The sequence below is a fragment of the Nocardiopsis deserti genome (assembly GCF_008638355.1).
In the GTDB taxonomy this organism is placed as follows: domain Bacteria; phylum Actinomycetota; class Actinomycetes; order Streptosporangiales; family Streptosporangiaceae; genus Nocardiopsis; species Nocardiopsis alborubida.
This window is the reverse complement of record NZ_VWVS01000017.1, coordinates 62,596-76,927: the sequence shown is the minus strand read 5'-3', so window position 1 is coordinate 76,927 and position 14,332 is coordinate 62,596. Positions and strand designations below refer to the sequence as shown.

13 protein-coding genes are annotated in these 14,332 nt (G+C 75.0%); 8 read left to right on the top strand and 5 right to left on the bottom strand.

The window, feature by feature from the left end; genetic code table 11:
- Positions 1-174: 174 nt before the first annotated feature.
- Positions 175-795: a LysE/ArgO family amino acid transporter gene (locus FYW99_RS23160; RefSeq protein WP_223839418.1), complete on the bottom strand. Its 621-nt coding sequence runs from the start codon at positions 793-795 to the stop codon at positions 175-177.
- Positions 796-867: 72 nt separating this feature from the next.
- Here FYW99_RS23160 and FYW99_RS23155 point away from each other — a divergent pair, with 72 nt between their 5' ends.
- On the top strand, positions 868-1,761 hold the full coding sequence (locus FYW99_RS23155; protein ID WP_150254144.1) for a LysR family transcriptional regulator ArgP: 894 nt from the start codon (positions 868-870) through the stop codon (positions 1,759-1,761).
- A gap of 194 nt (positions 1,762-1,955) precedes the next feature.
- On the top strand, positions 1,956-2,822 hold the full coding sequence (locus tag FYW99_RS23150) for an LLM class F420-dependent oxidoreductase (protein WP_150254143.1): 867 nt from the start codon (positions 1,956-1,958) through the stop codon (positions 2,820-2,822).
- 184 nt (positions 2,823-3,006) lie between these two features.
- Here FYW99_RS23150 and FYW99_RS23145 read toward each other — a convergent pair whose 3' ends face one another.
- Together FYW99_RS23145 and FYW99_RS23140 are read right to left on the bottom strand one after the other, a co-directional pair.
- The gene (locus FYW99_RS23145) at positions 3,007-3,915 is read right to left on the bottom strand and encodes a serine hydrolase (RefSeq protein ID WP_150254142.1); all 909 of its coding nucleotides are present in this window, start codon (positions 3,913-3,915) and stop codon (positions 3,007-3,009) included.
- Positions 3,912-4,856, bottom strand: a complete 945-nt coding sequence (locus FYW99_RS23140) for a LysR family transcriptional regulator (RefSeq protein WP_150254141.1) — start codon at positions 4,854-4,856, stop codon at positions 3,912-3,914. Before FYW99_RS23140 ends, FYW99_RS23145 begins: the two co-directional genes overlap by 4 nt.
- Positions 4,857-5,064: 208 nt before the next feature.
- Here FYW99_RS23140 and bla (FYW99_RS23135) point away from each other — a divergent pair, with 208 nt between their 5' ends.
- The 3 genes from bla (FYW99_RS23135) to FYW99_RS23125 all read left to right on the top strand — a co-directional run bounded on the left by bla (FYW99_RS23135) (position 5,065) and on the right by FYW99_RS23125 (position 7,676).
- Entirely contained in the window at positions 5,065-5,982 is a 918-nt protein-coding gene (bla, locus tag FYW99_RS23135) for a class A beta-lactamase (protein WP_150254140.1), read from the top strand.
- A gap of 61 nt (positions 5,983-6,043) precedes the next feature.
- On the top strand, positions 6,044-6,997 hold the full coding sequence (gene bla, locus FYW99_RS23130; RefSeq protein ID WP_150254139.1) for a class A beta-lactamase: 954 nt from the start codon (positions 6,044-6,046) through the stop codon (positions 6,995-6,997).
- A 328-nt stretch (positions 6,998-7,325) separates the two neighbouring features.
- Entirely contained in the window at positions 7,326-7,676 is a 351-nt protein-coding gene (locus FYW99_RS23125; RefSeq protein WP_150254138.1) for a DUF3817 domain-containing protein, read from the top strand.
- Between the two features lie 192 nt (positions 7,677-7,868).
- Here the strand turns inward: FYW99_RS23125 and FYW99_RS23120 are convergent, their stop codons facing one another.
- Complete coding sequence (locus FYW99_RS23120; RefSeq protein ID WP_150254137.1) at positions 7,869-8,345, bottom strand: hypothetical protein; 477 nt, start codon at positions 8,343-8,345, stop codon at positions 7,869-7,871.
- A gap of 446 nt (positions 8,346-8,791) precedes the next feature.
- On the opposite strand from FYW99_RS23120, the gene FYW99_RS23115 reads away from it, so the two are divergent.
- Entirely contained in the window at positions 8,792-9,598 is an 807-nt protein-coding gene (locus tag FYW99_RS23115; RefSeq protein ID WP_150254136.1) for a peptidoglycan recognition protein family protein, read from the top strand.
- Positions 9,599-9,659: 61 nt separating this feature from the next.
- Here FYW99_RS23115 and FYW99_RS23110 read toward each other — a convergent pair whose 3' ends face one another.
- Positions 9,660-12,830 carry an ATP-binding protein gene (locus FYW99_RS23110; protein WP_150254135.1) on the bottom strand — a complete coding sequence of 1,057 codons (3,171 nt, stop codon included), beginning with the start codon at positions 12,828-12,830 and terminating at the stop codon, positions 9,660-9,662.
- A 106-nt stretch (positions 12,831-12,936) separates the two neighbouring features.
- Between FYW99_RS23110 and FYW99_RS23105 the strand changes: the two genes are divergently transcribed.
- Positions 12,937-13,698, top strand: coding sequence for an SDR family oxidoreductase (locus tag FYW99_RS23105; protein ID WP_150254134.1), 762 nt, complete (start codon positions 12,937-12,939; stop codon positions 13,696-13,698).
- A 132-nt stretch (positions 13,699-13,830) separates the two neighbouring features.
- Complete coding sequence (locus FYW99_RS23100; RefSeq protein WP_150254133.1) at positions 13,831-14,277, top strand: MarR family winged helix-turn-helix transcriptional regulator; 447 nt, start codon at positions 13,831-13,833, stop codon at positions 14,275-14,277.
- Positions 14,278-14,332 lie beyond the last annotated feature (55 nt).

Below are 14,332 nucleotides of genomic sequence, written 5' to 3'. Positions count from 1 at the left end.
CCGCGGGCCGCCCGTGACGCCGTCCGTGGAAGTCGCCCGGAGGGCCGCCGCTGGCCCCTGAACACCGCGGACGGGGCCCACCGGCCACCGCGCCCGTGGGAGCCTCCCCCCGGCCTCGGCACCCGCGCCCCTCGGGGCCGGGGCGGCGCGCCGCCCCGGCGAAGGGACGACCGCTCAGGCGCCGAGGGCCATGCGCACGCCCAGGGTGAGCATGACGGCGGCGATGAGCGCGTCCAGGACCCGCCAAGCGCCCGGGCGGGCGAAGACCGGACGCAGCAGGCGGGCGCCGAAACCCAGCCCGAAGAACCACGCGAAGCTGCCCGCGACCGCGCCCGCCGTCCACCACCAGCGCGCGTCGCCGCCTTGCTGGTTGGCCAGGGAGCCCAGGAACACCACCGTGTCCAGGTACACGTGCGGGTTGAGCCAGGTGAGCACCAGCGCCGTGGTCACCGCTGCTCCGCGGCCGCCGGAGAGCCCGCCGCCGACCACGAGGGAGCCGGGACGCAGGACGCGGCGCGCGGCGGACAGGCCGTAGACGACGAGGAAGCCCGCGCCCAGCAGGCGGACCACGGTCACGGCGAGGGGCGCGGCCTCGACGACGACGCCGACGCCGAGGACCCCGGCCGTGATGAGCACGGCGTCGGACAGGGCGCAGACCAGCACCACCGGCAGGACGGTGCCGGCGCGGCCCTCGATGCCGACCCGCAGGACGTGGGCGTTCTGGGCGCCGATGGCCACGATGAGCGCCAGCCCGGTACCGAGGCCGAGCAGGGCGGGGAGAAGTGTCGCGTTCACCCCGAAACGCTAGGCCCGGCACCCGTGTGCAGTAAAGCTAAACTTTCTTAGCAACCCTGAGAGAGGCTTAAGATGCCGTTCCAGTTCGACCATCTGCGCACCCTGACGACCCTGGTGGACGAGGGCACCTTCGAGGCCGCCGCGCGGCGGCTGCACGTGACGGCCTCGGCGGTGTCCCAGCGTGTCCGGGCGATGGAGCAGACCGCGGGCCGGGTGCTGGTCCAGCGCACGAACCCCGTGCGGACCACCGCCGCCGGGGACGTGGTGCTGCGCTACGCCCGCCAGGTGCTGCTGCTGGACGAGGACGCCGACGCGGAGCTGCGGCGGGGCGAGCGCGAGCGGGGCCGTGTGTCGGTGCCGCTGGCCGTCAACGCCGACAGCCTGGCCACGTGGTTCCTGGAGGCGCTGGCGGACCTGCCCGCCGACCTGGGCGCGGTGTTCGAGGTCCACCGCGAGGACGAGGAGCACACCACCTCCCTGCTGCGCTCGGGGACGGTGATGGCCGCCGTGACCTCCACCCCCGAGGCGGTCCAGGGGTGCACCGCGGCGGGGCTCGGCGCGATGCGCTACCACGCGGTGTGCAGTCCGGGCTTCGACCGGGAGCACCTCGGCGGCCGGGCGGACCCGGAACTGCTCGCCCGGGCGCCGGTGGTCAACTTCGACCGCCGCGACGACCTCCAGGACCGGTTCCTGCGCGAGTCCGGCAGGGAGCCCTCCGGGCCCCGCCACCACATCCCGGCCTCGGAGGACTTCGCCCGGGCCGTCCTGTTCGGGTTCGGGTGGGGCGTGGTCCCCGAACCGCAGTGCTCGGAGCACATCGCCTCGGGACGGCTCGTGGCCCTGGCCCCGGACCGCCCCGTGGACGTGCGCCTGTACTGGCAGCGGTGGAACCTGCGCTCCCCGGTCCTGGACCGGGTCTCGGAGACCGTGCGCGCGGGCGCGGCGGAGCGCCTGCACCCGCTGTGACCCGGTTCGGAGGGCACGCGCGGCCTCTCCGACGGGGGCGCCCTCTGGCAGGCGGAGCGCGAACCGGGGTCCCCCTCCCCACCGCCCGTGACGCGAGGCGCTCGGTCGGGACGGAAGGTGGGTAGGTCCCCCCGTGTCCGTTCGGCGGTCCGCCGGGAGCGGCCCGCCGACACCACCGTCAAGGAAGGCCTGACATGAGCCTGAACGCCACCGCCGTCGACCTGGGGACCTACGGAGTGTGGGTGAAGAGGACCGACCTGACCGCCGACGCGGCCGCCGAGATCGAGCGGCTGGGCTACGGCACCGTCTGGGTCGGCGGCTCCCCCGGCGCCGGCCTGGACGAGGTGTCCACGGCGCTGGCCGCGACGTCGCGGCTCGCGGTCGCGACGGGCATCGTCAACATCTGGAGCGCGGACGCGGAGGCGGTGGCCGACTCCTTCCGCCGGATCGAGTCCGAGCACCCCGGACGCTTCCTGCTCGGCATCGGCGCGGGACACCGCGAGGCCAACGGCCCCGAGGCGGTCAGGCCCTTCGGCGCGGTGGTGGACTACCTGGACGTCCTCGACGGGAGAGGCGTCCCCGCCGACCGGCGCGTGGTCGCCGCCCTGGGGCCGCGGATGCTCGGCCTGTCCGCCGAGCGCGCCGCGGGGGCCCACCCGTACCTGGTCAACCCGGAGTTCACCCGCGGCGCCCGCGAGGCGCTGGGCGAGCGCCCGCTGCTGGCGCCCGAGCACAAGGTGGCCCTGGGCGAGGACCGCGAGCGGACCCGGCGCACCGCAAGGAAGGGCCTCAGCGTCTACGTCGACAACCGGCTGACCAACTACCTCGCCAACTTCCGGCGCCTGGGCTTCTCCGACGAGGACTTCGCCGACGGCGGCAGCGACGCGCTGGTGGACGCCATGGTCGCGCAGGGCGGACCGGAGACGGCGGCGGCGGAGCTGCGCGCGCACCTGGAGGCGGGTGCGGACCACGTCGCGGTGCAGCCGCTGGCCGAGGACGACGACATCCTGCCGGTGCTGGCCCGGCTCGCTCCCGCGCTCGGACTCACCGCCCGGGGCTGAGGCCGCCGTCCAGACGACCGTTCCGCGACCGCGGACCCAGTCAGCTCCCTGTGTCATGACCGGAAATGTTGCCGGTATGACCTGAGCGTCCCTGACCTGGGATGATCTTGTACTTATAGCGAGGCTCGGTGCTCCAATCTCGCTATAAGTACAAGATCACGGCGCGGGGGTGCGCCTTTTCCGGTCAGCGGGCGCCCGCTCGCAGGTGGTCGCGCAGGGACCGCGCCACGCGCGCCATGAGCGCCTCGGCCCCCGGCTGGTGGTAGGCGGGCACGCGCGACTCGGTCAGCACCGCGACGGCGAAGGCCTGGCCGTCGGCGTGCTCGACCACACCGATCTCGTGGCGCAGGTTGAGCAGGGTTCCGGTCTTGGACGACCACCGGGAGAGGTCGGAGGTGAAGTCGGGCGCCAGCCGGTGGCGCAGCAGGTTGTCGCCCATCAGCTCCCGCACCCGGGCGGCCACGTCCGGGTCGATCGCCCGGGGCCGCCACAGCGCCTCCAGCAGGTCGGCGAAGGCCCGCGCCGCCCCGGAGCTGGCCCGGGTGACGTCGAGCTGCTCGATGCGGTGCCCCCGTCCGGCGGTGCCCTCGCCGATGGCCAGCGAGTGCGCCAGGTGCGCGCCCTCGGGTCCGAGCCGGTCGGCGGGGGTGTCGCTGAGGCCGCGCATCGTGTGCCGGACGGTGATGCCGCGCAGCCCGGCCGCGCGCAGCGACGCGGCGACCCGCTCGGGAGGGGTGAGCTCGAACAGGGCGTCGGTGGCGGTGTTGTCGCTCAGGCACATGCTCAGGTAGAGCAGGTCCTCGACGCTGACGCGGGCCGGGTGGCGGAACCGGCTCATCCCGGTGGGGCCCGGGGTGGTGTTCCGGCCCGGCTGCACGAGGAGCTGCTCGGCGCCGTCGATCTCCCCCGCGCGGATCCGTTCGAGCGTGGCGACGGCGAGCGGGACCTTGACGAGCGAGGCCGTCGAGAACTCCAGTTCGGGTTCGATGCCCAGTTCCTCGCCCGTGCGCAGGTCACGCACGAGGAACGAGCCCCGCAGTCCCCCCTCGTCGAGTTCACGGCGCAGGTCGCGGACCAGTGCGGTGGCGCTCACGCGGACTCCTCCCCTGCGCCGGGCCGCCCGGGCGGCCCGCCTCGGCCGGGGCGGCCCCGGCCCTCGCCCGCCGGGGCGCCCAGGCACCGGGCGATCGCCCGTCCCAGGAGGCCGCGCAGCCGCTCGGCCTCGTCCCCGGTCTCGGCGGCCACCTCGTAGCCGCGGGCGAGGCGGACCTCGCCCGTGGGGCGCCAGTGCAGCCCCAGGTCCTCGGCCTGGCGGGGCGAACAGAGCAGGAGGTCCTGCGAACCCAGGACCTCGGCGGCGGCGGAGGCCAGGGAGGCGGCGAGGGCCACCTGACCGGGCCGCAGCCCCACGGCGTCGCGCAGGCGGTTGAGGGGGTCGCGCACGTGGGGGACGTCGTCCTCGGGCTGGAGCCAGACACGGCGGCCGCGCGAGGACGAGCGGTCGCGGGACAGGCGCAGGGTCTCCAGGTAGACGGCCCCGGCGCGCGGCTCCCCCGTGCCCGCCAGGCCCAGCGGGACCGTCCACGCGGCCTCGCCGGGCGGCACTCCCGCCAGGGCGGCGCGGACCTCGCGGGCGCTCAGCAGCTCGGTCCGCGCCGCGGGCGCGGCGGAGCGGAAGTCCAGGTGGACACCCTCCTCGCGGGCCTCGGCCCCCAGGAGGGCGAGGTCGCGCGTGGCGCAGGTGTCGGGCACGGCCAGGCGCAGCGGCCGCAGCGCCGCCCTCTCGGCGTCGTGCTCCATCTCCTCGGCCAGCCGGACCAGGCGCCTGGCCGAGGGCAGCATGTCGCGGCCGAACTGGGTGAGGGTCGCCCGGCGGGTGGAGCGGTCGAACAGGCGGGCGCCCAGGTGCCTCTCCAGGGCGGCGATGCGTCTGCTGGCGACCGGCTGGGGGATGCGCGCGGCGGCGGCTCCGAGGGTGAAGCTGCCCCTCTCGCTCACGTTCACGAACGCCTTGCAGGCGCCGACGAGGTCCATGACCCTCATGGTATGCCGTTTTGGCATGGAACTGGTCGTTTCTGTCTTGGACAGCATCATTGCCAGCGGTCAGACTGCTGGACGAAGCCGCCCGGCAGGGCGGCGCGTGCGGGTTCCCGCACGGCTGACCGGGGGTCTCCCGGGTCCGGGCCGCCTTCGGGTCCGGCCGGAGCCCCGCGCACACCCAGGACAGGAAGAGCAGGCACACATGGTGTTCTCATCCCACCGGCGCACCGGACTCGCGGCCCTGGCCGCGGTCGTCCTCGTCCCCGCCACCGGCTGCGCGGCGGCCAACGGCGCCGCCGCGCCCGAGCCGGAGCAGTCGGCCTCCCCCGCGGCCTCCGGCGGCCCCGCCCGGGAGTTCGAACAGCTGGAGGAGGAGTTCGACGCACGGCTGGGCGTCTACGCGGTGGACACCGGCACCGGCGAGGAGGTCGCGCACCGCCCCGACGAGCGGTTCGCCTACGCCTCGACGCACAAGGCCCTCACCGCGGCGCTGGTGCTCCAGCAGAACACGCCCGAGGAGATGGAGGAGGTCGTCACCTTCACAGAGGACGACCTGGTCGACTACTCGCCGATCACCGAGCAGCACGTGGACACGGGCATGACGCTGACGGAGGTGGCCGACGCCGCCGTCCGCCACAGCGACAACACCGCGGCCAACCTGCTGTTCGAGGAGCTGGGCGGGCCGGACGCGTTCGAGGACGAACTGGAGGAGATCGGCGACGACGTCACCGACCCGGAGCGGCTCGAGACCGAGCTGAACGACTGGACGCCCGGGGACACCAGCGACACGAGCACGCCGCGCGCCATGGCCGAGAGCCTGCGCGAGTTCACCCTCGGCGACGCCCTGCCCGAGGACCGGCGCGAGGTGCTCAACGACATGCTCGTCAACAACACCACCGGGGACGAGCTGATCCGCGCCGGGGTCCCCGAGGACTGGAGGGTCGGCGACAAGACGGGCGCCGCGAGCCACGGCACGCGCAACGACATCGCCGTCATCTGGCCGGCGGAGGGCGACCCCATCGTCCTCGCCGTCATGTCCAGCCGCGAGGCGGAGGACGCCGAGTACGACAACGCCCTGATCGCCCGGGCCGCCGAGGTCGTCGCGGAGGAGCTGGCCTGACGCCGCTCCGTGCCGCACGGGCACGGAACCGGACGTCTCCAGGACAGAAGGAGCAGGGAAGATGTTGCTTTCACCCCTACGGCGCACCGGACTCGCGGCCCTGGCCGCGGTCGCCCTCGTTCCCACCGCCGCCTGCGGGTCGGCCGGTTCCGGCCCGGCCCCGGGGTCGGAGCCCTCGGCCGGAACCTCGGCGGAGGGATCGGCCGGGCGTTCGGCCCCGGCCGACCTCTCCGCCGGGTTCGCCGACGAGTTCGCGGATCTGGAGGAGGAGTTCGATGCGCGGCTGGGCGTCTACGCGGTGGACACCGGCACCGGTGAGGAGGTCGCGCACCGCCCCGACGAGCGGTTCGCCTACTGCTCCACCCACAAGGCCTTCACCGCGGCGCTGGTGCTCCAGCAGAACACGCCCGAGGAGATGGAGGAGGTCGTCACCTACGACGCCGACGACGTGTTCGGCCACTCACCGGTCACCGGGCAGCACGTCGACACCGGGTTGCCCCTGGTGGAGGTGGCCGACGCCGCCGTCCGCTACAGCGACAACACCGCCGCCAACCTGCTCTTCGACGAACTCGGCGGACCCGACGGGTTCGAGGAGGCGATGGAGGAGATGGGCGACGACGTGATCGAGGCCGACCGCGTCGAGCCCGGCCTGAGCCGGTGGACGCCCGGGGACACCCGGGACACGAGCACGCCGCGCGCCATGGCCGAGAGTCTGCGCGAGTTCACCCTCGGCGACGCCCTGCCCGAGGACCGGCGCGAGGTGCTCACGCGGATGCTCGTCGACAACCTGACCGGTGACGAGCTGATCCGCGCCGGGGTGCCCGAGGACTGGAGGGTCGGCGACAAGACGGGGAACGGGAGTTACGGCACGCGCAACGACATCGCCGTCCTCTGGCCGCCGGAGGGCGACCCCATCGTCCTCGCCGTCATGTCCAGCCGCGAGACGGAGGACGCCGAGTACGACAACGCGCTGATCGCCGGGGCCGCCGAGGTCGTGGTGGAGGCCCTGGGCTGACGGCACCGCGGTCGGGGAGCACTGCGGTTGGGAGGCTCCGCGGTTGGGGGCGCCGTGGTCGAGAGGCGCTGACCGCGCGGGGCCAGCGGCGGGCCCGGGGACACGCGACCCCCGGGCCCGCCGCCTTCCCAGGCCCGTCCCCCGACCGCGACAGGCCGGGACGGAGACCCCCGTCACCGGCACGCGGAGGGCACCCGAACACGCGCTCTCGCACCGCCCGCCCCGGATCCGGCCACTCGAAAACGTGTCCTAGCCTGGGAGCGGTCCGGGCCCGGCGGGCGCCGGGAACCTCCCCTCCTGTCCAGTCCGAGCGAGTCCGAGGAACAGCGTGAGCATCAGTCCCCGTGTCACAGCGACCGTCTTCCGAGTGGTGGCGGTCATCGAGGCCCTGACCTGGGTCGGCCTCCTGGGCGGCATGTACGTCAAGTACCTGGGCAGTGGCAGCGAGGCGGGCGTGCACCTCTTCGGTCCCCTGCACGGGGGCGCCTTCGTGCTCTACGCGGTGGTCACCCTGGCCGCCGCCCTGCACCTGCGCTGGAACCTGTGGGCGACGCTGGTCGCCCTGGCAGCCTCCGTGCCTCCCCTGGGCACCCTGGTCGCGGACTGGTGGCTGCACCGCACCGGGCGTCTGGCCCCCCGCGCCGAGGAGCGGGACCGCGCGCCCGAGCCCGTGGCCTGAACCCCCGGACTCCGCGGGGCCCGACGGGACTTCACCCTCCGTTGGGCCCCGCGCCGCTTTCCGGGCCAGGACGACGACTGCGCCGGGGCCGCCACCGCGACCGGTGACCGGGCGGGCCTGCTTGGGGTGACATCCGTGGCCGTCCCGCACGGCACGGGCACCGGCTGACGCCGGAGCCGTCCGCCGCAGCACCTACTCGGCTCGCGCCCCGCGCGAGAAGTAGGCGTTGGACGCGGGCAGGAACAGCAGCACGAGGGCGGACAGCCCCAGCAGTCCCGGAACGACGGCGCCGAGGACGTCGTAGGCCGACATCCCGTTCGGCGGCCACACGGTGGCGTCCATGTTGACGGTGGCCAGGTCCATGAGCACGACGAGGGCACCGGCGGCGGTGACCAGGAGGCGCGCCCAGTTGCGGCCCCGGCGCACCAGGACGGCGACGAGGACGCCCACCGCCGCGAACAGCAGCGTGGCGGCGCCGGACACGGCGGCCTGGCGCAGGCCTCCCTCCTCGCCCGCGGCCGCCCGCATACTGTCCAGCCCGGTGGGGGCGACAACGAACACGTTCAGCACCCACAGCACGAGGTCGACGGCGATCAGGGCGAGCAGGAGCAGGAAGGCCGCCTCCACCGTCCCGGGACGTCCGGTCCTCTCGGCGGTCGTACTCGTCATGGGTCCTCTTCTTCTGCTGGTTCTCCGGGTGGGGGGAGAAGGAGCCCGGGGGCACGGGTCGCCTGAGTAGTCAGGAACTGTACAGCAAACGCCCGGGGCCGGACAGCGGTGCAGGCAAGGGCGTCGGCGGCGCTCCGGGGGACACCTCCCGGCGCCCGACGGGGACCGGCGCCGGGCTCGGGCACCGCGATTCGGAAAAGACCTGTCGAGGGCAACGGAAAAGACGCGCAAAAAGGCGGGGATGGAACAGCGGAAAACGCGCATTCCCGCTCTATCGTTTCTTCGCCGTCTTGTACACCAACGACCTACTTCTACCCATGGGGTCAAAGGGTGGCGTTCTGTCCGGTCACGGCAGGGGAAATTCGCCGCGTCACCCTTTGTGCACCGTGGGTGGTCCGTGTTCCCTTATGGACTGGCAAGTCATGACACGAGCCGAAGGATCACCCATGACCAACACCCACCGGTCAGGTCCGGACAGACGCACCATCCTGCGCGGGGCGGCGTTGGCCTCCGGCGCCGCCGTCCTCGGCGGGGCGTTCACCGCGGGCGGCGCGAGCGCCTCCGCGGGGGTGGCCGAACCGTCCCTGCACGCCCGGGCCGACTGGGGAGCGCGCTCGCCTGCGGGCCGGATCCAGATCCTGTCCACAGCGCCCAGCTACATCGTGGTCCACCACACCGCGACGGCCAACAGCACCGACTACTCGCTCGGCCACGCCTACGCCCTGTCCAGGGCGATCCAGAACTACCACATGGACTCCAACGGCTGGCTCGACACCGGCCAGCAGCTGACCATCAGCCGCGGCGGCCACGTCATGGAGGGCCGCGACCGCAGCTTCGCCGCCATCCGCGAGGGAAGCCACGTCATGGGCGCCCACGTGGCCAACAACAACAGCACCTGCATCGGCATCGAGAACGAGGGCCTCTACACGGACACTGGGCCCACCAAGGCCCTGACCGACGCGTTGGTGGCCACCCTGGCGTGGCTGTGCGGGGCCTACCGGCTCGATCCGCACAGCGCGATCCTGGGCCACCGCGACTTCAACGCCACCGCGTGCCCCGGCGACGTGCTGTACGCGCTGCTCCCGGGACTGCGCGACGCGGTCGCCGAGGCCATGGTGACGCCGGTCCTGGAGCTGGCCGCCCGCCGCGCACCCGCCGGGAACGGCCCGACCTACCCGACCGTGCCTGAGGAGGAGCCGGAGCGCGTGTTCTACCACGGCCCCGCCCGGGGCCCCGACGACTTCACCCGCTGACCCGCCCGTCAGGGCGCTCCGGGCTCCGCGCCGCCCACGGCGCGTTCCGGCCCGGCTCCGCTCAGGGCGCGTCCTGGATCGCGGTGCCCGTCGCCTCGCGGCGGGCACCGCCCGCACGGATCCGCCCGGTGATCCGGTCCACGTCCCAGCGCTCGACCGCCGCCAGCGGCGCACCCGCCTCCTCGCGCAGGGCCTCGGCCCGCTCCAGCAGCCGAGCCGCCCGGCCGTGCCCGCCCGCCAGCGCGTGCGCTCCGGCCAGTCCCTCCAGCGCCAGGGCCACCGCCCGCGGGTCTCCGCTGCGCTCGGCCTCACGCCGCGCCCGCGTGTGCAGCTCCAGCGCCCGGCCCGCCTCGCCGCGCTGTTCGGCGACGAATCCCAGCTGGGTGAGGATGAAGGCGGTCCCGATACGGCCGTCCACGCGCCGGTTCCAGTCCAGGCGGCGCAGCAGCGACCGCTCGGCCAGGTCGAGGTCGCCCCGTCGGCGGGCGGTCAGGGCGATCCCGGCGTCCGCGAACTGCTCGCCCAACGGGTCCGCGTGCTCCTCGGCCACCCGCAGCGCCCGGAGGTGCAGCGCGTCGGCACGGTCCAGGTCCGCGCCGAGCAGGGCGACCCGGCCCAGACCGGAGAGCTTGAGGGAGACCGTGTGCCACAGTCTCAGGTCCTCCGCGATCCGCAGGCCCTCCGCGTGGAGCCGGGCAGTCTCCGCCAGGTCGCCGCGCGCCTCCGCGACCTGGGCCAGGACGTCGCAGGCACGAAGGATCCCCCACCGGTCGCCGAGACCGCGCAGGGCGTGCTCGGCCTCCCGTGCTCCGCGCCGGGCCCCGACGAGGTCCCCCCGGGTGAAGGCCGCCTGGGCCAGGGTGGTCCGCGCGACCGCCGCCGTCCACGTGTCCCCCGCCCGCCGTGCGGCGTCGCGGGCCCGTTCCACCCGGGCCGCCGCCTGGGCCGGATCGCCCAACCCCCGGCGCGTGAACTCCGTGAACCACGTCAGGCGGGCGTGCGCGACCGGATCGTCCACCCGGACCAGATCCTCCTCGACGGTGGCGCTCCACCCCAGGTCGTCCTCCGAGGCGGGCACCGCCAGGGCGGCCCGCCACACCCGCACCCGGGCGCGGGCCCCGGGAGGCGCGCCGGACACGGACAGGGCGGCGTCCAGGGCGGCGCGCGCCGCACCGGCGCGCCCGCGCAGGTACCGGTACCAGCACGCGGCCTCGGCCAGACGCAGCGCCAGGCGGACGTCCGCCTCCTCCACCGCGAAGGCCAGGGCCGCGTCCAGGTTCGCCGACTCCCGGTCCAGGCGCCGGAGCCAGCGCTCCTGGTCGGCGCCGCGCAGCCCCTCGTCCGCGTGCTCGGCCAGGTCGGCGAAGTGGGCGGCGTGCCGGGCACGGGTGCGGCGCGCGTCCCCGGCCTCCTCCAGCCGTTCGAGGGCGTAGGCGGACACCGACTCCCTGAGGTGGTACCGGGTCCCGTCGGGGTGGTCGGCGACCACGACCAGCGACCGGTCCACGAGCGCGCCCACCAGCCCCAGGACCTCGTGCGCGGGAACGGCGCCGGGGTCGGAGCACACCGCCTCGGCGGCGGACAGGTCGCAGCCGTCGGCGTGCACGGCAAGGCGGCCGAGCACGGCGCGTTCGGGCGGAGAAAGGGGTTCCCAGCTCCAGTCGATCACGGCCCTCAGGGTGCGCTGGCGCGCGGGCGCGTCGCGGCGGCCGACCCCGAGCAGGGCGAAGCGGTCGTCCAGGCGGGCGGCGAGGTCGGCCACGCCCATGTGCCGCAGCCGGGTCGCGGCCAGTTCCAGGGCCAGGGGGATACCGTCCAGGCGTCGGCAGACCGCGGCGACGGCGGGAGCGGTGTCGGCATCGAGGGCGAACGTGGCCACGGCGGCTCGGGCGCGCGCGGTGAAGAGCCGTACCGCCCCGGAGGCGGCGAGTGCGACGGGGTCGTCGGCGCCGGGGTCGGGCAGGTCCAGCGGGGGCAGCGCGTACAGGTGCTCCCCGGTCACGTCCAGGGGGACCTGGCTGGTGGCCAGGACCCGCAGGTCGGGCACCGCCCCCAGCAGGAGGGCGACCGTGTCCGCCGCGGGGCCGACGACGTGTTCGCAGTTGTCGAGGACGAGCAGGACCTCGCGGCCGCGCAGGAGTTCGGCTACGCGCTCGTGCGGGGCGGCCCCGGGCGCGGAGGCGTCGTCGCGGACTCCCAGGGCCGCGGCCAGGAGGGGAACGGGGTCGCCTCCGGGCGCGAGTACGGAGAGTTCCACGAGCAGGGCCGTGCCGGGGGCCAGGGCGCGGGCCGCCGCCAGGGCCAGTCGGGTCTTGCCGACCCCGCCGGGTCCGGTGAGGGTGACCATCCGTTGGGCGCCCACCAGGGAGCGCAGCGCCCGCAGGTGGTCGTCCCGGCCGATGAGGTCCCCGACCGGCGCGGGCGGTCCGGCGGCGGGGAAGGCCGTCCTGTGCGCGGCGGGGGCCGCGGCGGCGCCCGGCGGGGGCGCGGGGCGCGGGGCGGGGTTCAGGGACGGGTCCTGGGTCAGGACCGCCCGGTGCAGGGCCGTCAGCTCGGGCCCGGGGTCGATCCCCATCTCGTCGGCCAGCCGTGCGCGCAACCGTTCGTAGGCGGCCAGGGCCTCCCGTTGGCGTCCCGCCCCGTAGAGCGCGCGGATGTGAGCGGCGTGCAGGCGCTCGCGGTAGGGATGGCGGGCGGTGGCGTCGGCCAACTCGGCGGCCAGCGCCGCGTGTTCTCCAAGGTCCAGGCGCGTCTCGGCCCGGTCCTCCAGGGCGGTCACCCGCAGCTCCTCCCAGTGGGCCGCGGCGGACAGCACCGGTTCGGTGTCGGCGAACTCGGCCAGCACGGGCCCGCGCCACAGGTCCAGGGCGCGGGTGAGCAGGTCCGCGCACTCGCGCGGGTCAGCGACCCGCGCGGCCCGGCGCAGGAGGTCCTCGAACCGGGCGGCGTCGACGTCGTCGGCCGCCAGCAGGTAACCGGGCGCGCGGTGGCGGACCAGGGCGCGAGAGCCGGGTTCGGCGCGTTCCAGGTCGCCGCGCAGCTGGGAGACCCGGGCCTGGAGGACGGCGGCCGGGCGCGCCGGAGGGGTGTGGCCCCACAGGTCCCGCACGAGGCGGTCGGCGGGTACCAGGCGTCCCCGGGCCAGCAGGGCGCGCACCTTGGTGTCGCGGATCCGGACGGGCTCACCGTCGTCGGTCCGCACCGTCAGCGGACCCAGCACCCCGAAACGCATGACGCAACCGTAGCGATCCCGTAGGACACCCGTGGCGGCCGCCGCCACCGTGGTCCTGTGAGGGGCGGTGAGGCGCCGCCCTCCGAACAGGACGGGGCGAGAGGCGATGGGGAACTACGCGGGCAAGCGGGCCGTGGTGATCGGCGGGACGCACGGTATGGGAATGGGGGTGGCCGAGGCACTGCTCGCCGGAGGGGCCCGGGTGCTGCTGACCGGGCGCGGCGAGAAGAACCTGGAGGAGGCGCGCGGCCGTCTGGGGCCGGAGGCGCACGCGGTGCGCGCCGACGTGGCGGACCTGGCCGGCACCGACGCGCTGGCGGAGGCCGTGCGCTCCGCTCTGGGCGGGATCGACCTCCTGCACGTGAACGTGGGCACCGCGGAGCTCGGCCCGTTCGAGGAGGTGACGGAGGAGTCGTACGACCGCATGTTCGCGGTCAACACCAAGGGGGCCTTCTTCACGGTCCAGCGGCTGGCGCCGCTGGTCGCCGACGGCGGGGCGATCGTGTTCACCACCGCGGTGACGAACATGACCGGTACGCCGGGGATGAGCGTGTACACGGGCGCCAAGGCGGCGGTGCTGGGCTTCAGCCGGGTGCTCGCCTCGGAACTGCTGCCGCGCGGTATCCGGGTGAACACGGTCGCGCCGGGCTTCACCGACACCCCCACGATGGGCATCGTGGGCATCGAGGGCGCCGAGCGCGAGGAGTTCGTGCGCGTGGGCGACGCGGCCACGCCGATGGGCCGCCACGGCACCGTCGAGGAGGTGGCCCGCGCCGTTCTCTTCCTCGGGTTCGAGGCCACCTTCACCTCCGGGGCGGAGATCCCCGTGGACGGCGGTCTGGGGCTCGGTCTGAGCACCATCCTGTAGTCGCTTCGGGGCCGGTCTCGGCGGAGAGGCCCCGGCCGGGTCGGTTCGCCCCTCGCGGGGCGGCGCCGGGTGCGGCGCTCCCCCCACCGCGCGGGGCGGGTCCGCCCCGCGCGGTGGGGGAGACTGGTGAGGGTGAGCACTGAGAACAACCGCCCCGGCCCGCCCGCGACCAGCCCCTCGATCATTCTGCTGACCCTGGCGCGCGGCATCGAGACCGAGCTGAACACCGCCCTCGCCCCCCTGGACCTCACGGTCGCCCGGCTCGGGCTGCTCGGCCACGTCTCCGGGATTCCGGGCGCCTCGTTCAGCGACCTGGCGCGGATGTCGGGGATCACGGTCCAGAGCGTGCACAGCTCGGTGAAGGCGCTGGTCGCCGCGGGGCTGGTGCGCGACCACACGTCGCGGGCCGGGGCCGCCTCGGCGATCGAGATCACCGACGAGGGCGCACGCCTGCTCGACGCGGCCAGGCAGGCGGTGGCCGCGGTGGACACCGCGATGTTCGGGCCGGACGCCGACCCCGTGCAGCGGCGGGTGGGCGACGCCGTGCGCGCGGCGTTCGGCGCCCCGGGCGCCTCCTGAGCGGCGGTCCGCCGCCGGTCCCACTTCCAGGAAAACTCCGGGGTCGCGGACCGAC

Excerpts from the sequence above, each read along its gene's own strand:
- FYW99_RS23110 (WP_150254135.1), bottom strand. The coding sequence starts at position 12,830 with ATGCGTTTCGGGGTGCTGGGTCCGCTGACGGTGCGGACCGACGACGGT.
- FYW99_RS23150 (WP_150254143.1), top strand. The coding sequence starts at position 1,956 with ATGAGCCTGAACGCCACCGCCGTCGACCTGGGGACCTACGGAGTGTGG.
- FYW99_RS23105 (WP_150254134.1), top strand. The coding sequence starts at position 12,937 with ATGGGGAACTACGCGGGCAAGCGGGCCGTGGTGATCGGCGGGACGCAC.
- bla (WP_150254139.1), top strand. The coding sequence starts at position 6,044 with ATGTTGCTTTCACCCCTACGGCGCACCGGACTCGCGGCCCTGGCCGCG.
- FYW99_RS23140 (WP_150254141.1), bottom strand. The coding sequence starts at position 4,856 with ATGGACCTCGTCGGCGCCTGCAAGGCGTTCGTGAACGTGAGCGAGAGG.
- FYW99_RS23120 (WP_150254137.1), bottom strand. The coding sequence starts at position 8,345 with ATGACGAGTACGACCGCCGAGAGGACCGGACGTCCCGGGACGGTGGAG.
- bla (WP_150254140.1), top strand. The coding sequence starts at position 5,065 with ATGGTGTTCTCATCCCACCGGCGCACCGGACTCGCGGCCCTGGCCGCG.
- FYW99_RS23115 (WP_150254136.1), top strand. The coding sequence starts at position 8,792 with ATGACCAACACCCACCGGTCAGGTCCGGACAGACGCACCATCCTGCGC.
- FYW99_RS23155 (WP_150254144.1), top strand. The coding sequence starts at position 868 with ATGCCGTTCCAGTTCGACCATCTGCGCACCCTGACGACCCTGGTGGAC.